This window comes from Streptomyces cinereospinus (genome assembly GCF_042430725.1).
Classification (GTDB): domain Bacteria; phylum Actinomycetota; class Actinomycetes; order Streptomycetales; family Streptomycetaceae; genus Streptomyces; species Streptomyces cinereospinus.
In genome coordinates, this window is sequence record NZ_JBHMCY010000014.1 from 1 (window position 1) to 21,175 (window position 21,175).

17 protein-coding genes and 1 pseudogene are annotated in these 21,175 nt (G+C 73.0%); 14 read left to right on the forward strand and 4 right to left on the reverse strand.

The window, feature by feature from the left end:
* Both ACFF45_RS09685 and serA read left to right on the forward strand, forming a co-directional pair.
* Positions 1-148, forward strand: a pseudogene (locus ACFF45_RS09685) (ketol-acid reductoisomerase); the annotation flags it as partial.
* 232 nt (positions 149-380) lie between these two features.
* Positions 381-1,970, forward strand: a complete 1,590-nt coding sequence (gene serA / locus ACFF45_RS09690) for a phosphoglycerate dehydrogenase (RefSeq protein WP_381344643.1) — start codon at positions 381-383, stop codon at positions 1,968-1,970.
* A gap of 137 nt (positions 1,971-2,107) precedes the next feature.
* Here serA and ACFF45_RS09695 read toward each other — a convergent pair whose 3' ends face one another.
* A complete protein-coding gene (locus ACFF45_RS09695) occupies positions 2,108-2,242 on the reverse strand; it encodes a hypothetical protein (RefSeq protein WP_381344645.1) in 135 nt (44 codons plus the stop codon).
* Between the two features lie 178 nt (positions 2,243-2,420).
* A complete protein-coding gene (locus tag ACFF45_RS09700; RefSeq protein ID WP_381344648.1) occupies positions 2,421-3,599 on the reverse strand; it encodes a PucR family transcriptional regulator in 1,179 nt (392 codons plus the stop codon).
* Positions 3,600-3,763: 164 nt separating this feature from the next.
* On the opposite strand from ACFF45_RS09700, the gene ACFF45_RS09705 reads away from it, so the two are divergent.
* Both ACFF45_RS09705 and pruA read left to right on the forward strand, forming a co-directional pair.
* Complete coding sequence (locus ACFF45_RS09705) at positions 3,764-4,690, forward strand: proline dehydrogenase family protein (RefSeq protein WP_381344650.1); 927 nt, start codon at positions 3,764-3,766, stop codon at positions 4,688-4,690.
* Between the two features lie 39 nt (positions 4,691-4,729).
* Positions 4,730-6,361 (forward strand): L-glutamate gamma-semialdehyde dehydrogenase, encoded by a 1,632-nt coding sequence (gene pruA, locus ACFF45_RS09710; RefSeq protein WP_381344653.1) that lies wholly within the window; start codon positions 4,730-4,732, stop codon positions 6,359-6,361.
* Between the two features lie 57 nt (positions 6,362-6,418).
* Here pruA and ACFF45_RS09715 read toward each other — a convergent pair whose 3' ends face one another.
* Entirely contained in the window at positions 6,419-6,961 is a 543-nt protein-coding gene (locus ACFF45_RS09715; RefSeq protein WP_381344656.1) for a GNAT family N-acetyltransferase, read from the reverse strand.
* Between the two features lie 85 nt (positions 6,962-7,046).
* Here ACFF45_RS09715 and ACFF45_RS09720 point away from each other — a divergent pair, with 85 nt between their 5' ends.
* The 9 genes from ACFF45_RS09720 (at position 7,047) to cimA (ending at position 16,896) form a co-directional block, all read left to right on the forward strand.
* The gene (locus ACFF45_RS09720; RefSeq protein ID WP_381344659.1) at positions 7,047-7,571 is read left to right on the forward strand and encodes a GNAT family N-acetyltransferase; all 525 of its coding nucleotides are present in this window, start codon (positions 7,047-7,049) and stop codon (positions 7,569-7,571) included.
* 248 nt (positions 7,572-7,819) lie between these two features.
* Complete coding sequence (locus tag ACFF45_RS09725) at positions 7,820-7,951, forward strand: hypothetical protein (RefSeq protein WP_356562089.1); 132 nt, start codon at positions 7,820-7,822, stop codon at positions 7,949-7,951.
* A gap of 92 nt (positions 7,952-8,043) precedes the next feature.
* Positions 8,044-9,087 (forward strand): 3-isopropylmalate dehydrogenase, encoded by a 1,044-nt coding sequence (locus ACFF45_RS09730; RefSeq protein WP_381344660.1) that lies wholly within the window; start codon positions 8,044-8,046, stop codon positions 9,085-9,087.
* A 271-nt stretch (positions 9,088-9,358) separates the two neighbouring features.
* Positions 9,359-10,447 carry a branched-chain amino acid aminotransferase gene (locus ACFF45_RS09735; protein ID WP_381344663.1) on the forward strand — a complete coding sequence of 363 codons (1,089 nt, stop codon included), beginning with the start codon at positions 9,359-9,361 and terminating at the stop codon, positions 10,445-10,447.
* 321 nt (positions 10,448-10,768) lie between these two features.
* Positions 10,769-11,476, forward strand: a complete 708-nt coding sequence (gene ureA / locus ACFF45_RS09740) for an urease subunit gamma (protein WP_381344665.1) — start codon at positions 10,769-10,771, stop codon at positions 11,474-11,476.
* Positions 11,473-13,185, forward strand: a complete 1,713-nt coding sequence (locus ACFF45_RS09745; RefSeq protein WP_381344668.1) for an urease subunit alpha — start codon at positions 11,473-11,475, stop codon at positions 13,183-13,185. The genes ureA and ACFF45_RS09745 overlap by 4 nt, the downstream gene beginning before the upstream one ends.
* 11 nt (positions 13,186-13,196) lie before the next feature.
* Positions 13,197-14,237 carry an agmatine deiminase family protein gene (locus tag ACFF45_RS09750; RefSeq protein ID WP_381344671.1) on the forward strand — a complete coding sequence of 347 codons (1,041 nt, stop codon included), beginning with the start codon at positions 13,197-13,199 and terminating at the stop codon, positions 14,235-14,237.
* Positions 14,238-14,286: 49 nt separating this feature from the next.
* Positions 14,287-14,910 (forward strand): TetR/AcrR family transcriptional regulator, encoded by a 624-nt coding sequence (locus ACFF45_RS09755; protein WP_381344674.1) that lies wholly within the window; start codon positions 14,287-14,289, stop codon positions 14,908-14,910.
* Between the two features lie 381 nt (positions 14,911-15,291).
* Positions 15,292-16,896, forward strand: a complete 1,605-nt coding sequence (cimA, locus tag ACFF45_RS09760; protein ID WP_381344677.1) for a citramalate synthase — start codon at positions 15,292-15,294, stop codon at positions 16,894-16,896.
* Positions 16,897-16,959: 63 nt separating this feature from the next.
* Here the strand turns inward: cimA and ACFF45_RS09765 are convergent, their stop codons facing one another.
* Positions 16,960-17,565, reverse strand: coding sequence for a GOLPH3/VPS74 family protein (locus ACFF45_RS09765; protein WP_381344680.1), 606 nt, complete (start codon positions 17,563-17,565; stop codon positions 16,960-16,962).
* Between the two features lie 511 nt (positions 17,566-18,076).
* On the opposite strand from ACFF45_RS09765, the gene ACFF45_RS09770 reads away from it, so the two are divergent.
* On the forward strand, positions 18,077-21,094 hold the full coding sequence (locus ACFF45_RS09770; protein WP_381344683.1) for a glycoside hydrolase family 3 protein: 3,018 nt from the start codon (positions 18,077-18,079) through the stop codon (positions 21,092-21,094).
* Positions 21,095-21,175: the final 81 nt, after the last annotated feature.

The window sequence follows — 21,175 nt, forward strand, 5'->3', positions numbered from 1 at the left end:
CGGCTCGTTCGCCCAGCAGTGGATGGACGAGTACCACGGCGGTCTGAAGAAGTACAACGAGTACAAGCAGCAGGACTCGGAGCACCTGCTGGAGACCACGGGCAAGGAGCTGCGCAAGCTGATGTCCTGGGTCAACGAGGAGGCGTAAGCCTCATGACCGCGGGGTCGGAGCGTGCGCTCCGGCCCCGTTGTCCACCTCGTCCAGCCACGGACGAGTGATCCTTCCGCAGAGGCGCAAGACGACCCAGGCAGCGCCACTACACTGCCGTATACATACGCGTCAGGCCCACAGCGTCGTGCGTCTTCCACGCGGCTAGCCCCTCCTCCGCCTGCGGCCGTCGGGACGGCCGTCCGCATGCTCTGGACTTGTGAGGACTCACGTGAGCTCGAAACCTGTCGTACTCATCGCTGAAGAGCTGTCGCCCGCGACCGTGGACGCGCTCGGCCCGGACTTCGAGATCCGGCACTGCAACGGCGCGGACCGCGCCGAGCTGCTCCCCGCCATCGCCGACGTCGACGCGATCCTGATCCGCTCCGCCACCAAGGTGGACGCCGAGGCCGTCGCCGCCGCGCGCAAGCTCAAGGTCGTCGCACGAGCCGGTGTCGGCCTGGACAACGTCGACGTCTCCGCCGCCACCAAGGCCGGCGTGATGGTCGTCAACGCCCCCACCTCCAACATCGTGACCGCCGCCGAGCTGGCCTGCGGTCTGATCCTCGCCACCGCCCGCAACATCCCGCAGGCCAACGCCGCGCTGAAGAACGGCGAGTGGAAGCGCAGCAAGTACACGGGTGTCGAGCTGGCCGAGAAGACCCTCGGCGTCGTCGGCCTCGGCCGGATCGGCGCGCTGGTCGCCCAGCGGATGTCCGCCTTCGGCATGAAGGTCGTCGCCTACGACCCCTATGTGCAGCCCGCGCGCGCCGCGCAGATGGGCGTGAAGGTGCTGTCGCTGGACGAGCTGCTGGAGGTCTCCGACTTCATCACCGTCCACCTGCCCAAGACCCCCGAGACGCTGGGCCTGATCGGCGCCGAGGCGCTGCGCAAGGTCAAGCCGAGCGTGCGCATCGTCAACGCCGCGCGCGGCGGGATCGTCGACGAGGAGGCGCTGTACTCCGCCCTCAAGGAGGGCCGGGTCGCCGGCGCCGGTCTCGACGTGTACGCCAAGGAGCCCTGCACCGACTCGCCGCTGTTCGAGTTCGACCAGGTGGTGGCGACCCCGCACCTCGGCGCGTCCACCGACGAGGCGCAGGAGAAGGCCGGCATCGCCGTCGCCCGCTCGGTGCGGCTCGCCCTCGCCGGCGAGCTGGTCCCGGACGCGGTGAACGTCCAGGGCGGCGTGATCGCCGAGGACGTCAAGCCGGGTCTGCCGCTCGCCGAGCACCTCGGCCGGATCTTCACCGCGCTCGCCGGTGAGGTCGCCGTGCGGCTGGACGTCGAGGTCTACGGCGAGATCACCCAGCACGACGTGAAGGTGCTGGAGCTGTCCGCGCTCAAGGGTGTCTTCGAGGACGTCGTCGACGAGACGGTGTCGTACGTCAACGCCCCGCTGTTCGCGCAGGAGCGCGGCGTCGAGGTGCGGCTGACGACCAGCTCCGAGTCGCCCGACCACCGCAACGTCGTGACCGTGCGCGGCACCCTCGGCGACGGCGAGGAGGTGTCGGTCTCCGGCACGCTCACCGGTCCCAAGCACCTCCAGAAGATCGTGGCGGTCGGCGACTACGACGTGGACCTCGCGCTCGCCGACCACATGGTCGTCCTGCGGTACGAGGACCGGCCGGGTGTCGTCGGCACGGTGGGCCGGATCATCGGCGAGGCCGGCATCAACATCGCCGGGATGCAGGTGTCGCGGGCGGCCGCCGGTGGCGAGGCGCTGGCGGTGCTCACCGTGGACGACACCGTGCCCGCCGGGGTGCTGGCCGAGGTCGCCGCGGAGATCGGCGCCACGTCGGCCCGCTCGGTGAACCTCGTCTGAGCGGCCCCTCTCCCCGCGCCGGGCAGGCTGACATGGTCGGTCTGTCCGGCGTTGCCGTGTCCGCACCCCGCGCGGCGCCGGTGAGCCGACGCCGCCGCGGCGGCGCGCAACCGGGCCGCGCGCGGCGAGGACCCCGGTCACGCCCCGGCCGGGCGCGGGGGCCCGACGGCCAGGGCCGGCAGGGCGGCCACCCGGCAGATCGCGCTCGGGGCCGTCCGCACCACGTCGTAGGCGCCGCACAGGTCGCGGGCCGTGGCGCGGAGTGACGACATCCCGTCCAAAAGCATGAAGCATGTCCCCGCGCTCCTTGAGACACCACGCGGGTTCCGTATCGCCGTCCTCCGCCTGCTCCGGTGTTTCTTCACGCGCCTGACCGGACCTCACGCGCCCCAACGTCCCCGTTGCCACCGGCACCCGCCGCGGAGGCGTCCCGCGACACCCCCGGGCCGCTCACAGCCGGGCGCCCTTGAGCGCCATGTGCAGCAGCAACCGGTCCTCCCCGTCGTCCAGGTCGAGCCCCGTCAGCTGCTCCACCCGGGACAGCCGGTAGTACAGGGTCTGCCGGTGGATGCCCAGTTCCGCGGCGGTGCGGGCGGCCTGCCCCGCGCAGTCCAGGTAGACCTCGGCGGTGCGGGCGAGTTCGTGCTGGGCGGGGGAGAGCAGCGGGGCGACGGCGGGGTCGTGGGCGGTCTTAGGCGGGAGGGCGGTCAGCAGGCGGTACGGGCCGATGCGGGACCACTCGGCCACCGGGCCGAGGCGCGGTTCGGCCAGCGCCGCGCGGGCCGCCGCCGTCGCCTCCCGCCAGGCCGTGTCCAGGTCGGCGAGGCCGGCGCGCGGGTCGCCCACGCCGGCCCGCGCGCCCCCCTTCAGCAGCCGGTTCGCCGCCGTCACGGCCGGGGCGCGGACGTCCGTGGAGCGCAGCCGGACCAGGACCGCGAGGCTCTGCCCCGTCGTGCCCCGGGGGACGGTGCACAGGGCCGTCGTGTGCGGCACCGCCCGGGCCGACGGGGCGTCCTCGGGGTTCGCCGAGGGCCACGGCGCCACGCACACCACCGCGTGCGGGCCCTCGCCGCGCGGGCCGAGGGCCGTGCGCAGGGCGGCCACCGCCATGTCGCGCTGCCAGCCGCGCTCCGCGGTCAGCACCGCCCGGAACTCCCGGGTGAGGTCGGCGCCGGCCTGTGCCTCGTCGGCGAGCAGCGCGCCGATCCGGCCGGTCACCTCCATGGCGGCGGCCAGCTGGGCGTCCGTGGGCCCGGGCTCGCCGCCGAGCAGCCAGACGTACCCGAGGACGACCCCGCGGTGCCGTACCGGAAGGCAGACCCGGCCCCGGTGCACGCCCGCCTCCGGGGTGCGCGGGATGCGGACCGGGCCGGTCGCCCGGGTGATGCCGAAGCCCTCGAACCAGGCGCGGACGGCGGCGGTGGAGCGGCGGGTGAGGATCGAGCGGGTGCGCACCGGGTCCAGCGCCGACGGGTCGAGGTCGTCCTCGCTGTCGTAGGCGCCGAAGGCGATCAGCTCGAAGTCGCGGTTCTCCAGGGTCGCGGGGGCGCCGAGGAGCTCGGAGATCTCGTCGACCAGCTCCTGGTAGTCACCCCGGTGATCGGCCGTCACGCAGGCATTCTCCCGCATGCCCCGCATCCCTTCATACAGGTGTCTGAGATCCGTGGCACGGATGCGTGACAGCTGTCGATGGCCGACGATCGGAGGGATCCTTAGGTTTCACGGTGGTTCTCCGTGCCGTGCCCGAAGCGTCGGGTGTCGGCCTCGTGCTGGTCGTGTTGTGGAGGTGCCCCGTGCTGGGTCCCGTGATTCTCGCCGCGTCGCGCAGCGACCGGATGCGACGCCTGATAACGGCGGCACCGGGGACGAAACGGGTCGTGGACCGTTTCATCCCCGGTGAGCGGGTGGACGACGTCGTCCCGGTCATCGAGGACCTCACCGGCCGGGGGCTGGCGCTGACGATGGACGTCGTCGGCGAGGACATCACCACCCGTGAGCAGGCCGCCGCCGCCCGGGACGCCTACCTGGAGCTGATCGACCGGCTCAAGCCGCTGGAGCTGGGCGAGCGGGCCGAGGTGTCGGTGAAGCTGTCGATGTTCGGCCAGGCGCTGGAGGGCGGGCACGAGCTGGCGCTGGCCAACGTCCGCCCGGTCGTCGAGGCCGCCGCCGCGATCGGCACCACGGTGACGCTGGACGCGGAGGACCACACCACCCTCGACTCGATGTTCGCCATCCACGAGGAGCTGCGCAGGGACGTCCCGCAGACCGGCTGCGTCATCCAGGCCTACCTCTTCCGCACCGAGGCCGACGCCCGCCGCCTGGCGGCGGACGGCAGCCGGGTCCGGCTGGTGAAGGGGGCGTACAAGGAGCCCGCCGAGGTCGCGTACCAGCAGAAGCACGAGATCGACAAGGCGTACGTGCGCGTCCTGCGCATCCTGATGGCGGGCGAGGGCTACCCGATGATCGGGTCCCACGACCCGCGCCTGATCTCCATCGCGCAGGAGCTCGCCCGGCACGCCGGGCGCAAGCTGGACGAGTACGAGTTCCAGATGCTGTACGGCATCCGGAGCGAGGAGCACCTGAGGCTCGCCGCCGAAGGTCACCGCATGCGCGTGTACACCGCGTACGGCACCGACTGGTACGGCTACTTCATGCGGAGGCTCGCGGAGAAGCCCGCCAACCTGCGGTTCTTCGTCCGCTCCATGGTCACCAAGGGCTGAGCCCGCACCACCCGCCCTAGTCAAGGAGTTACGGAACACATGGACGCTGTGACCCAGGTCCCCACCCCCGTCAACGAGCCGGTGCACGGCTACGCCCCCGGCTCGCCCGAGCGCGCCCGGCTGGAGGTCAAGCTCAAGGAGCTGGCCGAGAACCCCGTCGGCCTGCCCTGCACCATCGGCGGCGAGAAGCGGATGGGCGGCGGCGAGGAGTTCCAGGTCGTGCAGCCGCACAACCACAAGGCCGTCCTCGGCACCTACCGCAACGCCACCCGGCAGGACGCCCAGGACGCCGTCGACGCCGCCCTCGCCGCCGCCCCGGCCTGGCGTGCGATGTCCTTCGACGACCGCGCGGCGATCATCCTGCGCGCCGCCGAGCTGCTGGCCGGCCCGTGGCGCGAGACGCTGGCCGCCTCCACCATGCTCGGCCAGTCCAAGACCGCCCAGCAGGCCGAGATCGACACCCCTTGCGAGCTGGTCGACTTCTGGCGCTTCAACGTCCACTACGCCCGCCGGATCCTGGCCGAGCAGCCCCCGGCCAACTCGCCGGGCGTGTGGAACCGCCTGGACCACCGCCCGCTGGAGGGCTTCGTCTACGCGATCACGCCGTTCAACTTCACGGCCATCGCGGGCAACCTGCCGACCGCCCCGGCCCTGATGGGCAACGTCGTGGTGTGGAAGCCGTCCCCGGCGCAGACCCACGCCGCCGTGCTGCTGATGCAGCTGCTGGAGGAGGCCGGTCTGCCCAAGGGCGTCATCAACCTCGTCACCGGCGACGGCCTGGAGGTCTCCGAGGTGGCCCTGCACCACCGCGACCTCGCCGGCATCCACTTCACCGGCTCCACCAGGACCTTCCAGTACCTGTGGAAGACGGTCGGCGCCAACATCGAGAAGTACCGCGCCTACCCGCGCCTGGTCGGCGAGACCGGCGGCAAGGACTTCGTCGTCGCCCACCCGAGCGCCGACCGCGCGGTCCTCAAGACCGCCCTGACCCGCGGCGCCTTCGAGTACCAGGGCCAGAAGTGCTCGGCCACCTCCCGCGCGTACATCCCGGCGTCCCTCTGGAACGACGGCTTCAAGGAGGAGTTCGCCGCCGAGGTCGACCACCTGACCATGGGTGACGTCACCGACCTGTCCCACTTCATCGGCGCCGTCATCGACGAGCGGTCCTTCGCCAAGAACAAGGCCGCCATCGACCGCGCCACGTCGGACCCGTCCTGCACGATCGTCGCGGGCGGCTCCTACGACGACTCGGTGGGGTACTTCGTCCGCCCGACCGTCATCGAGTGCACCGACCCGGAGAACGAGGTCTTCACCACCGAGTACTTCGGCCCGATCCTCGCCGTGCACGTCTACGAGGACGACCGGTACGACGAGATGCTGACCCAGATGGAGTCGGTCTCCGACTACGCCCTGACCGGCTCGGTGATCGCGAACGACCGCGCCGCCGCCGCGTACACGATGGAGAAGCTGCGCTACGCCGCGGGCAACTTCTACATCAACGACAAGTCGACCGGCGCCGTCGTCGGCCAGCAGCCCTTCGGCGGCGGCCGCGCGTCCGGCACCAACGACAAGGCGGGCGCCCCGCAGAACCTGACGCGGTGGACGCTGACCCGCGCGATCAAGGAGACGCTGGTCCCGCCGACCGACCACACCTACCCGCACATGGGCTGAGCCCCGACGGGCCCCGACGGGCCGGGTCTCCCGCGCGGGACCCGGCCCGTCCGGCGTTCAGCCGGCCGCCCGGGGCCTCGGCAGGCGGTACAGCACGCTGCGGCGCAGCGGGCCCTCGGGGACGTTCGGGTCGTCGAAGTCGTCCGCAGGGTCGTACGTCATGCCCAGGCGTTCCATGACGGCCCGCGAGCGCCGGTTGCCGGGCGCGGTGACGGCGAGGATCTCGGGCAGGTCCAGTGCGGCGAAGCCGAAGTCCAGCACCGCGCGGGCGGCCTCCGTGGCGTAGCCGTGGCCCCAGGCCGGGCGGGCCAGCCGCCAGCCCGCCTCGACGCCGGTGAAGGGCTGGCCCTCCTCGACCGGGTCGAGCCCGCAGAAGCCGACGAACACGCCGGTCGCCCGCACCTCGACCGCCCAGAACCCCCACCCCCGCGCGTCCAGGCCGGCCTGGAAGCGGTCGATGCCGGCGTCGGTGCGCGCCCGGTCGGGCACGCCGGGCAGGTACCGGCGGACCTCCGGGTCGGTGTTGAGCGCGAACCAGGGGGCGCGGTCGGACTCCCGCCAGGAGCGCAGGAGCAGGCGTTCGGTGCCGAGTTCGGTCATGGGCGAACCGTAGGCGGGCCGGATCCCGCGCGGCGAGCGGAATTAAGGGGGGGGAGCCGGGCGCCGCCCCCGCGACACTGGCGTCATGACCGCCCACACCGCCGACCTGGCCCCCGCCGAACTCGCCGCCGCCCGCGCGCTGGTGCGCGACGCCTTCGACGGCGACCTCACCGACGAGGACTGGGGGCACACCCTGGGCGGGATGCACGCCCTGGTCCACGACGAGCGCGGGCTCGTCGCGCACGGCGCGGTCGTGATGCGGCGGGCCCGGTACGGGGGACGCCGGCTGCGCGTCGGCTGCGCCGAGGGCGTGGCCGTACGGGCGGACGCGCGGCGGCGCGGTCACGGCGGCACGGTCACGGCCGCCCTGGAGGGCGTCGTCGCCCGCGCCTACGACCTCGTCGCCCTGTCCGCCGGCGACGACGGCGCCCGGCTCTGCGCGGCCCGGGGCCGGCGGGTATGCGGCGGGCGCCTGTGCGCGCTGGGCCCCGACGGCGTGGTCCGGCTGCCGGACGAGGAGGGCTCCACCTGTGTGTGGCCCGTCCCCGCCGACGGGGACGACCCCGACGCCGAACTCCTCTTCGACTGGCGCGACGGCGACGTGCTCTAGCGAAAAGCGCTGGTCGGACCGGTGCGGCCGGTCTCGCCGTCTCAGATAGTAGGAAGTCCGAGTAATTGTGGGGACAGACGCTCCGCCCTCGCTTAGTTTTGTAGGAGCCGAACGTCTCGCTCGATCCAGCGAAGGGCGGTCGTGAGCCGGGCCTCCGTGCAGGCAACCCCTGCGGCACCGCTCCGCCGCCCCCTCCGGCGTCTCGCAATCCTCTGCCGCACTCCATGCTTCGAAGGAGTCGATCCCCCATGGCCGAGACGACAGTCCGCCGCCGAGTCCGCCACTCCTCCCGTACGAGCGAGTCCGACCGCAAGAACGCCGCGGCCGCCCTCCAGCGCGCCCTCGACCGCCGCGACAACGGCGGCGAGACCGGCCACTGAGGCCGGCCTCCGCCGCCGTTTCCGCCCGCACCACCCTGTCCGTATCGCGGACACGTCGTGTCATCCCCTGGGACGAGAGGTAGGGTGCCCGCATGTCTCGCAGCATCAATCTCGCAGTGATCCCGGGTGACGGAATCGGCCAGGAGGTCGTGACCGAAGGCCTGAAGGTCCTCTCCGCCGTCCTTCCGCAGGATGTGAAGCTGGAGACCCAGGAGTACGACTTCGGCGCCCGGCGCTACCACGCCACCGGCGAGACCCTCACCGACGCCGACCTCGACGCCCTCAAGCGGCACGACGCCATCCTGCTCGGTGCGATCGGCGACCCGAGCGTCCCGTCCGGCGTCCTGGAGCGCGGCTTCCTGCTCAAGCTCCGCTTCGCCTTCGACCACCACGTCAACCTGCGCCCCTCCAAGCTGCTGCCCGGCGTCGCCACCCCGCTCGCCGGCCAGCCGGAGATCGACTTCGTGGTGGTCCGCGAGGGCACCGAGGGCCCGTACACCGGCAACGGCGGCACCATCCGCAAGGGCACCCCGCACGAGGTCGCCACCGAGGTCTCCGTGAACACGGCCTTCGGTGTCGAGCGCGTCGTCCGGGACGCCTTCGCCCGCGCCCAGGCCCGCCCGCGCAAGAAGCTCACGCTGGTCCACAAGAACAACGTGCTGGCCTTCGCGGGTCACCTGTGGACCGACACCTTCAACCGGGTGGCCGAGGAGTTCCCCGAGGTCACCACCGAGTACATCCACGTCGACGCGGCGACCATCTACCTGGTCACCCAGCCCGAGCGGTTCGACGTCATCGTCACCGACAACCTCTTCGGCGACATCATCACCGACCTCGCCGCGGCCGTCTCCGGCGGCATCGGCGTCGCCGCGAGCGGGAACATCAACCCCTCCGGCGCGTACCCCTCGATGTTCGAGCCCGTGCACGGCTCGGCGCCCGACATCGCCGGCCAGGGCAAGGCCGACCCCACCGCCACGGTCCTGTCCGTCGCCCTGCTGCTGCGCCACCTCGGCCACGACGCCGAGGCCACCCGGATCGAGGACGCGGTCTCGGCCGACCTCGCGGAGCGCACGGGCGGACCCGCCCGCAGCACCGCCGAGATCGGCGACGCGCTCGCCGTACGAGTAGCCGGCTGACCCGCCAGGCACTCGACACCCCGCTGCAGCGCGCCTGCAGACTTCGAAGCCGCCGGGTCGCATTCCGCACCCGGCGGCTTTTCACTGTCCCCGCCGGGTGCGACCATCAACCCCTGGGTCGCATTCACGCCTTTTCGTCCACGGCACCCCGCGCGCGATAATCGAACGCGGAGCCGCGGAATGAGGGAATGCTCGGACGTCCTAGCACTGGCCACTGGCAGTACGGGCGTGAGCGCGGCCCGTCACTACAACCGGTGAAGGACACCCACTCATGACGACGCCCACGATCGAGCTCAAGCCCTCCGCGCACCCGCTCTCGGACGCGGAGCGCGAGGCCATCCTCGCCAGCCCCGGCTTCGGCCGCCACTTCACCGACCACATGGTCACCATCAAGTGGACCGAGGGCCGCGGCTGGCACGACGGACAGCTCGTCCCGTACGCGCCGATCTCCCTCGACCCGGCCACCAACGTCCTGCACTACGCGCAGGAGATCTTCGAGGGACTGAAGGCCTACCGCCGCCCCGACGGCTCGGTCGCCACCTTCCGCCCCGACCGCAACGCCCTGCGCTTCCAGCGCTCCGCGCGCCGGCTGGCGATGCCCGAGCTACCGGTCGAGACGTTCGTCGAGGCCTGCCACGCGCTGGTGCGGCAGGACCAGGCGTGGGTCCCGGCGCACGGCGGTGAGGAGTCCCTCTACCTGCGCCCCTTCATGATCGCCACCGAGGTCGGGCTGGGCGTGAAGCCCGCCAACGAGTACCTCTTCCTGGTCATCGCCTCCCCGGCCGGCGCCTACTTCCCCGGGGGCGTCAAGCCGGTCTCCATCTGGGTCTCCGAGGACCGCGTCCGCGCCGTCCCCGGCGGCATGGGCGACGCGAAGACCGGCGGCAACTACGCGGCGTCGCTGCTCGCGCAGGCGGAGGCGGCGGCGAAGGGCTGCGACCAGGTCTGCTACCTCGACGCCGTCGAGCACCGGTGGGTCGAGGAACTGGGCGGCATGAACCTGTACTTCGTCTACGGCGACAAGATCGTCACGCCGACCCTCACCGGCTCCATCCTGGAGGGCGTCACCCGGGACAGCCTCCTCACCGTCGCCCGCGACCTCGGCTACGAGGCCGAGGAGGGCCGGGTCTCGGTCGAGCAGTGGCAGCGCGACGCGGCGGACGGCAGCCTCACCGAGGTCTTCGCCTGCGGCACGGCCGCCGTGATCACGCCGGTCGGCACGGTCAAGCGAGCGACCGGCGAGTGGCAGCAGTCGGGCGGCGAGCCCGGCGAGGTCACCCTGCGCCTGCGCCGGGCCCTGCTCGACATCCAGCGCGGCACGGCCGAGGACCGGCACGGCTGGATGTACCAGCTGGCATAGTCCCGCGACAGGTGGCACAAGCACCGTGACGCCCCCGGCACCGGGCCTGCATCGGCCTGGCCGTCGGGGGCGTCCTGGCGTCGGGCCGGTGCGCGTCAGCGGCAGGCGGGCCCCACCCCGTGGTCTCCCGGCCCCGGTCCCCGTATGCCCTGCCCCGTGGTCTCCCGGTCCCGGTCCCCGTATGCCCTGCCCCGCGCCTGGCAAGAGTTTGAAGCGGCGTTCAATCATGACAGGAGCGAGAGCCAGTCAATATCTGGGCTACCGGATCCTCCCGTTTAGAGTGGTGCTCTAAACTGTGGGAGGCAAGGAGGTGCCCGCGTCATGAGACTGACCCCCACCGAACGGGACCGGCTGCTGCTCTTCGGAGCCGCCGAGCTGGCCCGCGCCCGCCGGGCCCGCGGGCTGCGGCTGAACGTGCCGGAGGCGACCGCGCTGATCGCGGACACCGTCTGCGAGGCCGCCCGGGACGGCGCCCGGCTCGCCGAGGCCGTCGAGCGGGCCCGCTCGGTGCTCGGGCCGGACGACGTCCTGCCCGGCGTCGCCGACATCGTCACCGAGGTGCACGTCGAGGCCGTCTTCGACGACGGCTCACGGCTCGCGGTGGTCTCCGACCCCCTGCGCGGCGGTGGTCTCGGCGACCGCGGTCCGGGCGCGCTGCTGCCCGGACCCGGGCACACCGACCCCGAGCCGGTCCTGCGGCTGACGGTCACCAACACCGCCGGCGTGCCCGTCTCCGTCACCTCCCACTTCCACTTCTTCGAGGCCAACCCGCGCCTGGACTTCGACCGTCCGGCGGCCTACGGCATGCGGCTCGCGGTACCCGCCGGATCGTCCGTGCGCTTCGGGCCCGGCGAGAGCGCCGAGGTGGGGCTCGTGCCGATCGGCGGCGACCGGATCGCGATCGGCTTCGCCGGGCTGGTCGACGGGCCGCTGGACGCGCCCGGCGCCCGCGCGGAGGCGCTGCGCCGCGCCGCCGCCTGCGGCTACCTCGGCGTACCGGACACCACCGAGCAGGAGGCCGGGCGATGAGCCGCCCCGGAGGCCACCCCGCCGAGGCCCGCCGCCTCACCCCGCACGAGTACGCCGCCACCCACGGCCCCCGTGCCGGCGACCGCGTCCGGCTCGGCGACTCCGGCCTGACCGTCCGCGTGGAGTCCGACTCCCAGCGCTACGGCGACGAGTTCCTGGCCGGGTTCGGCAAGACCGCCCGCGACGGACTGCACCTGAAGGCCGCCTCGGTCCGCGAGACCTGCGACGTCGTCATCAGCAACGTCGTGGTGATCGACGCGGTGCAGGGCATCCGCAAGGTGTCCATCGGCATCCGCGAGGGCCGGATCAGCGCGATCGGCCGGGCCGGCAACCCCGACACCCTGGACGGCGTCGACGTCGTCGTCGGCACCGGTACGTCGATCGTGTCCGGTGAGGGCCTCATCGCCACCGCCGGGGCCGTCGACACCCACGTCCACCTGCTGTCGCCGCGCGTCATGGAGGCCTCGCTCGCCTCCGGCGTCACCACGATCATCGGACAGGAGTTCGGCCCCGTGTGGGGCGTCGGCGTCAACTCGCCCTGGGCGCTCAAGCACGCGTTCGACGCGTTCGACGCCTGGCCCGTCAACATCGGCTTCCTCGCCCGCGGTTCGTCCTCCCACGACGCCCCGCTGGTCGAGGCCCTCGCCGAGGGCGGCGCCTCCGGCTTCAAGGTGCACGAGGACATGGGCGCCCACACCCGCGCCCTGGACACCGCCCTGCGCGTCGCCGAGGAGCACGACGTCCAGGTCGCCCTGCACAGCGACGGCCTGAACGAGTGCCTGTCGGTGGAGGACACCCTGCGGGTGCTGGAGGGCCGCACCATCCACGCCTTCCACATCGAGGGCTGCGGCGGCGGACACGTCCCCAACGTGCTGAAGATGGCCGGGGTGCCCCATGTCATCGGCTCCTCCACCAACCCCACCCTGCCCTTCGGCCGGGACGCGGTCGCCGAGCACTACGGCATGATCGTCTCCGTCCACGACCTCAAGCCCGACCTGCCCGGCGACGCCGCCATGGCCCGGGACCGCATCCGCGCCGGGACGATGGGCGCCGAGGACGTCCTGCACGACCTGGGCGCGATCGGCATCACCTCGTCGGACGCGCAGGGCATGGGCCGGGCCGGCGAGACGGTCCGCCGGACGTTCGCCATGGCCGGCAAGATGAAGGCCGAGTCCGGCGCCCCCGACGCCGGCCACGACAACGAGCGCGTCCTGCGCTACATGGCCAAGCTGACCATCAACCCCGCCATCGCGCACGGCCTGGCGCACGAGGTCGGGTCGATCGAGACCGGCAAGCTCGCCGACATCGTGCTGTGGCGCCCGGAGTACTTCGGCGCCAAGCCGCAGCTCGTGCTGAAGGCCGGCTTCCCGGCGTACGGCGTGGTCGGCGACCCCAACGCGGCCACCGACACCTGCGAACCGCTGGTGCTGGGCCCGCAGTTCGGCGCGTACGGCGCGACCCCGGCCGACCTCTCGGTCGCGTTCGTCGCCCGGGCCGCCCTCGACCGGGGCCACGACACCGTGCCGACCCGCCGCCGCCGGGTCGCCGTGCGCGGCACCCGCGGCATCGGCCCGGCCGACCTGCGCCTGAACTCCCGCACCGGACAGGTCGACGTCGACCCGCGCACCGGGCTGGTCACGCTCGACGGCGACCCGCTGCGCTCCGCGCCCGCCGACTCCGTCTCCCTCAACCGCCTGTACTTCCTGTAAGGACCCGCGACATGACCACACCCGCCGCCGACGGCTTCCGCATGCCCGCCGAGTGGGCCCCGCACGAGCGCACCTGGATGGCGTGGCCGGGCCCCAACGTCACCTTCGAGGACGCCGAGGACCTCGCCGCGGCGCGGCGCGCCTGGGCCGCCGTGGCCCGCGCGGTGCGCCGCTTCGAGCCGGTGACGGTGGTGTGCGGGCCCGGGCAGGCGCGGGAGGCGCGGGCCCTGCTGGGCGAGGGCGTCGAGACGGTCGAACGCGATCTCGACGACGCGTGGATGCGGGACGTCGGCCCCACGTTCCTGACCGACGGCGCCGGCGGGCTGGCCGCCGTGGACTGGACGTTCAACGGCTGGGGCGCCCAGGACTGGGCCCGCTGGGAGCACGACGCGGAGGTCGGCGCGTACGTCTCGGACCTCGCGGGCGCGACGACGTACGCCTCGAAGCTGGTCAACGAGGGCGGCGCGATCCATGTCGACGGCGAGGGCACGGTCCTGCTGACGGAGACGGTGCAGCTCGGCCCCGAGCGCAACCCGGGCTGGACGCGCGAGGAGGCCGAGGCCGAGATCCACGCCCACCTCGGCACCCGCAAGGCCGTCTGGCTGCCCCGCGGCCTGACCGGCGACTACCCCCCGCACGGCTTCGGCACCCTCGGCCACGTCGACATCGTCGCCGCCTTCGCCCGCCCCGGTGTCGTGGTCGCCCACCACCAGCCCGACCCGGCGCACCCCGACCACGAGATCACCAAGGAGGTGATCGGGCTGCTGAGGTCCGCCACCGACGCGCGCGGCCGCAGCCTGGAGGTGGTGGAGGTGCCCGCCCCGACCGTCCTGGAGGCCGACGGGCACTGGGCCGACTACTCCTACATCAACCACTACCTGTGCAACGGCGGCGTCGTCCTGTGCGCCTTCGACGACCCCCGTGACGAACTCGCCGCCGGCATCTTCCGCCGGCTGTTCCCGGAGCGCACGGTGACCCTGGTGGACGCCCGTACGATCTTCGCGGGGGGCGGCGGCGTCCACTGCATCACCCAGCAGCAGCCGAAGGTCTGAAGGCCCGAGGGCCTGAAGGTCCGAAGGCCGGGAGTCGGGAGGGTCACGGATGGCCGGAGCGGCCCGCGCGCGGAAGAACGCGCCGCCTCGCGAGGACGTGCTCGCCGCCGCCATGGAGATGATCGCCGAACGCGGTCTGGAGAAGCTCACCATGGCGGCGCTGGGCCGCGAGGTGGGCATGAGCAGCGGCCACCTCCTGTACTACTTCCACAGCAAGGACGAACTGCTGCTGCGCACGCTGGAGTGGAGCGAGGGGCGGCTGGGCGCCGAGCGCGGGCGCCTGCTCAGCCGGCCCGGCGGCGCCCGCGAACGCCTCGACGCGTACGTCGGCCTGTACGTGCCCGACGGCCACCGCGACCCGCACTGGACGCTGTGGCTGGAGGTCTGGAACCGCTCGCAGAACGCCGACGAGGACGCCCGCGCCCGGCAGACCGCCATCGAGGGCGCCTGGCACCGCGACCTGGTCGCGCTGATCGCGGAGGGCATGTCGCGCGGCGAGTTCCGCGCCGTCGACCCGGACCGCTTCGCGGCCCGGCTGCGCGCCCTGCTCGACGGCTTCTCCATCCACGTGGCGATCGGCCTGCGGGGCACCGACCGGGCGCAGGTCCTCGCCCACGTCCGCGAGTTCCTCGACGCCGCCCTGACCACGGACGGTGCCCCGTCCGCCCGCTGACGGCTCAGCCGCGCAGCCACCAGGGGCTGCCCAGCCGCCGTGCGGGGGTGAACGCCGGAGGGGCGTGACGGCGGGAGTGCCGCCCGTATCCTGAGACACCGGTGAGAGGAGGGGCGGCTTGTGCCAGACTGCCTCCGTGCTCTCGTTCGCCACGATGATTATTGGCAGCAGGCGCGCCGGTCCGCAGTGACCGCTCGTACGACCAGGTACGGACGGACACCGTCGTCCTCGACCCGCGCGCAGACCTCTCGCACCCGCGAGAGGTTTTTCGCATTTCTGGCCCACCTTCAGCCGGGAGTCCAGCGCGAGGGATCATTGGGGGACGGTGGAGCCGGTCATTCCGGTACAGACCGAGATCCATACATCAGGAGCCTTCAGACCATGACGGAAACCAGCGAGCTCGACGACTCGTTCCACGTCTTCGACACCACCCTGCGGGACGGCGCCCAGCGGGAGGGCATCAACCTCACCGTCGCGGACAAGCTGGCCATCGCTCGGCACCTGGACGACTTCGGCGTGGGTTTCATCGAGGGCGGCTGGCCGGGCGCCAACCCGCGGGACACCGAGTTCTTCGCCCGCGCCCGGCAGGAGATCCAGTTCCGCCACGCCCAGCTGGTCGCCTTCGGCGCCACCCGCCGCGCCGGGGCGAAGGCGAGCGAGGACCCGCAGGTGAAGGCGCTCCTGGAGTCCGGCGCCCCGGTGATCACCCTGGTCGCCAAGTCGCACGACCGGCACGTCGAACTCGCCCTGCGCACCACCCTGGACGAGAACCTGGAGATGGTCCGCGACACCGTCTCCCACCTGCGGGAGCAGGGCCGCCGCGTCTTCGTGGACTGCGAGCACTTCTTCGACGGCTACCGCGCCAACCCCGAGTACGCCAAGGCCGTCGTCCGCACGGCGTCGCAGGCCGGCGCCGACGTGGTCATCCTGTGCGACACCAACGGCGGCATGCTCCCGGCCCAGATCCAGGCGGTCGTCGCCACGGTGCTGGCCGACACCGGCGCCCGCCTCGGCATCCACGCCCAGGACGACACCGGCTGCGCGGTCGCCAACACCCTCGCCGCGGTCGACGCGGGCGCGACCCACGTCCAGTGCACGGCCAACGGCTACGGCGAGCGCGTCGGCAACGCCAACCTGTTCCCGGTGGTCGCCGCCCTGGAACTGAAGTACGGCAAGAAGGTCCTCCCCGAGGGCCGCCTCCGCGAGATGACCCGCATCTCGCACGCGATCGCCGAGGTCGTCAACCTCACCCCCTCCACCCACCAGCCCTACGTCGGCGTCTCCGCCTTCGCGCACAAGGCCGGCCTGCACGCCTCCGCCATCAAGGTCGACCCGGACCTGTACCAGCACGTCGACCCCGAGCTGGTCGGCAACACCATGCGGATGCTGGTCTCCGACATGGCGGGCCGCGCCTCGGTCGAGCTCAAGGGCAAGGAGCTCGGCATCGACCTGGGCGGCGACCGCGAACTGGTCGGCCGGGTGGTGGAGCGGGTCAAGGAGCGCGAGCTCCAGGGCTACACGTTCGAGGCCGCCGACGCCAGCTTCGAGCTGCTGCTGCGCGACGAGGTCGAGGGCAGGCCGCTGAAGTACTTCGAGGTGGAGTCCTGGCGCGCGATCGTCGAGGACCGCCCCGACGGCAGCCACGCCAACGAGGCCACGGTGAAGCTGTGGGCCAAGAGCGAGCGCATCGTCGCGACCGCCGAAGGAAACGGCCCGGTCAACGCCCTGGACCGCGCCCTGCGGGTCGCGCTGGAGAAGATCTACCCGCAGCTCGCCAAGCTGGACCTCGTCGACTACAAGGTCCGCATCCTGGAGGGCGTGCACGGCACCCAGTCCACCACCCGCGTGCTGATCTCCACGTCCGACGGGACGGGGGAGTGGTCCACCGTCGGCGTCGCGGACAACGTCATCGCCGCCTCCTGGCAGGCCCTGGAGGACGCCTACACTTACGGCCTGCTCAGGGCCGGCGTCGAGCCCGCCGCGTAACCGGCGCCCCACCGGCCGCGCCCCGCACCCGGGACGCGCCCGGTGGGGCCGGGGCGGCCGCCGTCAGGGGGCCCGCCACACGTTGTCGAAGGCGTCCTGCTCGACCCGGCGGCGCTGCCGGACGGCCTCCAGTTCCGTCAGGGCGTCGCCCAGGGCGGCCAGCACGGTCACCGCCGGACCGCCGGCGGCGTCGCCCGTCCCCGGCGCGGACGGTTCCTCGATGCCCAGCGCGCCCGCGAGACCCACCAGGACGGGCTCGTGGGCGGCCCACCGCTCGTCCGCGTGGCGCCGGGCCGGCGAGTCGGCCACCGTGGCCGGCTCGCTGCGCCGCCGCAGCCAGTGGCGGTGCCCGCCCCCGGCCGGCGTCTCCTGCTCCAGCACGGCGACATAGGCCTGGGCCAGCCCGCGCCCCCGGCGCCACAGCCAGTCCTCGGCCGTCTCGTACGGCGGCCGGCGGACGAGCGCCGCCGCCGCCTCGTCCAGCAGCCGGTCGCCCGTGCCCTGCCCGGTGCCGGGCACGAGGCGGTCGTCCTCCACGGTGAGCACCCCGGCGTCGGCCAGGTCGAGCAGCTCCGCCCCGGCGAGGGCGAGCGACAGGTCGCCCTGCCCGATCTCGCGGCGGGAGGGGAGGTTGAGGGCGACGATCAGCAGATCCAGCGGTGTGGTCATCTCGACTCCAGGTCACGGGCGCCCGACACGGCCCGTGTCTCCACCATGGGCCCGGTGACGCCGCTCCGCAGCCCGGCCGCCGCCCGACCCTACTGCAACCGCCCCTGCCGGCCGGCGGCCCCGGTGCGGCTCCCGATCCGCGCCCGCGCCCCGTCCGCGGGGGAGTTGTCCGTGACGTCCGGGCACGTGGTCGCGGCCGAGTTCACCACGTCGCCCGTCGTCCGGCGATCAGCAGCCGGACCGTCCGGGTGGATCTCCCCATGGGGCGCCGCAGTTCTGGGCGGGGATGCGGCGTGCGAGGCGTGAGCAGATGACGGCTCCGAACGCCCGTCCCCGAGGCGCGTGTTCACCAGTCGAAGAAACAACGCCCCTGATCCGGTCTTCCGTTGACTCTGTACCCGTTCTGGCGTGAAGTCTTGACGGCGGCGCCGGCTCCCAGTTAACTCACGCCCTGATCTAAGCCGTAAGAGGATTGAGCCGTCAGAGGCTTACGAGAGTCGAGGGACGTTCCATGCGAAGAACCGCCCTGCTCGCCTGCGCCGCCCTGCTCACCGGACTGCTCCCGCTCGCCACCGCGGCCACGGCGTCCGGCGCCGGCGAACCCGCCCCCGTGCCGGTCGACCGCTTCGAGGGCGAGGTGCCCTTCGCCGAACCGCCCGCCGGGGGCATCTTCACCTGGGGCGGCGACACCGACGACCCGCCCGCCCTCGCCCTGACCGCCCGTGACGACGCCCCCGAGGGCGAGAAGGTCCTCTCCGGCACCTACGAGATCAGCGGTTACGGCGGCTTCACCCACGAATTCCCCGCCGCCGGGCCCGCCCAGGACTGGTCCGCCCACCAGGGCGTCCGCTTCTGGTGGGACGGCCGGAACAACGGCGAGAGGATCGCCTTCGAACTCAAGGACGGCGGTGCCCACGGCGGGGCCTCCGAGCTGTGGACGACGTCCTTCACCGACGACTTCACCGGCTGGAAGCAGATCGAGATCCCCTTCACCGACTTCACCTACCGAACCGACTACCAGCCCGTCGGCGGCATCGACCACGTCCTCGGCCTCACCGGGATGTGGGGGTACGCGGTCACGCTGCCCGCCGGCGTCAAGGGCGACTTCGCCATGGACGCCGTCGAGCTGTACGGAGCGGCGGACCAGTCGCTGCGCGCGTCCGTCCGCACCGACTCGGCCGTGTACCCGGTGCGGGAGGGCGGCGCGGCGACGGTGCGGCTCACGGTCGCCACGACCGGCGAGGCGCCCCTCGACCAGCCGGTCACCGTGACCTACGAGACGGGCGGCGGCACCGCCTCCGGCGCCGACCACACCCCCGTCCGGGGCGCGTACACCTTCCCCGCGGGCACGGCGTCCGGCACCACCCACACCGTGCGGATCCCCACCCGCAAGGACCGGACCGCCGAACCCGCCGAGACGATCCCCCTGAAGCTGGCGGTCACCGGCGCCAGGGCGCCCGCCGAGACCCCGCAGGTCGTGATCGACGCGCACGGGCTGCCGTACCTCGACCGCCGGCTGCCGGTGCACAAGCGGGTCGCCGACCTCCTGGCCCGCATGTCCCTGGAGGAGAAGGCCGGCCAGATGACCCAGGCCGAGCGCGGCGCGCTCACCGAGGCCGGGGACGTCGCCGCCTACGACCTGGGCTCGCTGCTCTCCGGCGGCGGCTCGGCCCCGACCCCCAACACGCCCGAGGCCTGGGCGAAGATGATCGACGGCTTCCAGCTGCGCACCCGGGCGACCCGCTTCCAGATCCCGCTGATCTACGGGGTCGACGCGGTGCACGGACACAACAACGTGGCCGGCGCGACGATCATGCCGCACAACATCGGCATCGGGGCGACCAGGGACCCGGACATCGCCTACGAGACCGGCGCGGTGACCGCCGCCGAGGTGCGCGCGACCGGCGTCCCCTGGGACTTCGCGCCCTGCCTGTGCGTCACCCGCGACGAACGCTGGGGCCGCTCCTACGAGTCCTTCGGCGAGGACCCCGCGCTGGTCGACGCGATGGAGACGGTGATCCAGGGCCTCCAGGGCCGCGCCGACGGCCGGGACCTGGACCGCGCCGACAAGGTGCTGGCCACCGCCAAGCACTTCGTGGCCGACGGCGGCACCGCGTACGGCTCCTCCACCACCGGCACCTACACGGTCGACCAGGGCGTCACCACGGTCACCCGCGAGGAGCTGGAGGCCGTCCACCTGGCCCCGTACCGCACGGCCGTCGAGCGGGGCGTCGGCACGGTCATGCCGTCCTACTCCTCCCTCGACCTGCTCGGCGACGACCGGGGACCGGTCAAGATGCACGCGAGCGCCGAGATGATCAACGGCGTCCTCAAGGACCGGCTGGACTTCGAGGGCTTCGTGATCAGCGACTGGGCGGCCATCGACCAGCTGCCCGGCGACTACGCCTCCGACGTCCGCACGTCGGTCAACGCCGGCCTCGACATGATCATGGTCCCGTACGCCTACCGCGACTTCCGCACCACCCTCGTCGACGAGGTGCGGGCGGGCCGGATCGACGAGCGGCGGATCGACGACGCGGTCTCCCGCATCCTCACGCAGAAGTTCCGGCTGGGCCTCTTCGAGCAGCCCTACGCCGACACCCGCGGCGCATCGGAGATCGGCTCCGCCGCGCACCGGGCGGTCGCCCGGGAGGCGGTGGCCGAGTCGCAGGTGCTGCTGAAGAACAGCGGGGGCCTGCTGCCGCTGAAGCCCGCGCAGAAGCTGTACGTCGCCGGGTCCAACGCCGACGACATCGGCAACCAGAGCGGCGGCTGGACCGTCACCTGGCAGGGCGCCTCCGGTGACACCACCCCCGGGACCACCGTGCTGGAGGGCATCCGCGCGGCCGGCGGGGAGGTCACCTGGTCCCAGGACGCCTCGGCGCCCACGGCCGGGCACGACGTGGGCGTCGTGGTGGTCGGCGAGACCCCGTACGCCGAGGGCGTCGGCGACGTCGGCAACGGCCACGACCTGGAGCTGAGCCCCGCCGACCAGCGGGCCGTCGACACGGTCTGCGCGGCGATGCGGTGCGCGGTGCTGATCGTCTCCGGACGCCCGCAGCTCCTCGGCGACCGGCTCGGCGCGATCGACGCGCTGGTCGCGTCCTGGCTGCCCGGCACGGAGGGCGACGGCGTGGCGGACGTGCTCTACGGCAGGCGGCCCTTCACCGGGCAGCTGCCCGTGACCTGGCCCAGGTCGCAGGCCCAGCTGCCGATCAACGTCGGGGACGCCGCGTACGACCCGCAGTACCCGTACGGCTGGGGCCTGACCACCCTGACCAGCGTCCCGCAGGGGGGCCTGCCGGCCCTCACGGCGCTGGGCGCCGCGGCCGGGGCGGCGGAGCGGGCCGGCGCCGGGGAGGCGGGCCGCGCGGCCGTCACCAAGGCCCGCCTGCTGGTCCAGCAGCGGGTCGGGCAGGACGTCACCGCGGCGGTGGCGAAGCCGTTCGCCGAGGCCGACCACCTGCTGCTGACCGGCCGGTACCGGGCCGCGGTGGAGAAGCTGACCGCCGCCTACCGGGCGGCGTAGGCGGCACCCGCGTCGGGCATCGGCCCCGGGGGAGGAATTTCCCCCTGGGGCCGATGCCCCTTTCTGTGCCGGTTCGGGTAC

Coding starts and splice junctions, on each gene's coding strand:
- ACFF45_RS09695 (WP_381344645.1), bottom strand. CDS start 2,242: ATGTCGTCACTCCGCGCCACGGCCCGCGACCTGTGCGGCGCCTACGAC.
- ACFF45_RS09700 (WP_381344648.1), bottom strand. CDS start 3,599: ATGCGGGAGAATGCCTGCGTGACGGCCGATCACCGGGGTGACTACCAG.
- pruA (WP_381344653.1), top strand. CDS start 4,730: ATGGACGCTGTGACCCAGGTCCCCACCCCCGTCAACGAGCCGGTGCAC.
- ACFF45_RS09715 (WP_381344656.1), bottom strand. CDS start 6,961: ATGACCGAACTCGGCACCGAACGCCTGCTCCTGCGCTCCTGGCGGGAG.
- ACFF45_RS09720 (WP_381344659.1), top strand. CDS start 7,047: ATGACCGCCCACACCGCCGACCTGGCCCCCGCCGAACTCGCCGCCGCC.
- ACFF45_RS09725 (WP_356562089.1), top strand. CDS start 7,820: ATGGCCGAGACGACAGTCCGCCGCCGAGTCCGCCACTCCTCCCGTACG.
- ACFF45_RS09730 (WP_381344660.1), top strand. CDS start 8,044: ATGTCTCGCAGCATCAATCTCGCAGTGATCCCGGGTGACGGAATCGGC.
- ACFF45_RS09735 (WP_381344663.1), top strand. CDS start 9,359: ATGACGACGCCCACGATCGAGCTCAAGCCCTCCGCGCACCCGCTCTCG.
- ureA (WP_381344665.1), top strand. CDS start 10,769: ATGAGACTGACCCCCACCGAACGGGACCGGCTGCTGCTCTTCGGAGCC.
- ACFF45_RS09745 (WP_381344668.1), top strand. CDS start 11,473: ATGAGCCGCCCCGGAGGCCACCCCGCCGAGGCCCGCCGCCTCACCCCG.
- ACFF45_RS09750 (WP_381344671.1), top strand. CDS start 13,197: ATGACCACACCCGCCGCCGACGGCTTCCGCATGCCCGCCGAGTGGGCC.
- ACFF45_RS09755 (WP_381344674.1), top strand. CDS start 14,287: ATGGCCGGAGCGGCCCGCGCGCGGAAGAACGCGCCGCCTCGCGAGGAC.
- cimA (WP_381344677.1), top strand. CDS start 15,292: ATGACGGAAACCAGCGAGCTCGACGACTCGTTCCACGTCTTCGACACC.
- ACFF45_RS09765 (WP_381344680.1), bottom strand. CDS start 17,565: ATGACCACACCGCTGGATCTGCTGATCGTCGCCCTCAACCTCCCCTCC.
- ACFF45_RS09770 (WP_381344683.1), top strand. CDS start 18,077: ATGCGAAGAACCGCCCTGCTCGCCTGCGCCGCCCTGCTCACCGGACTG.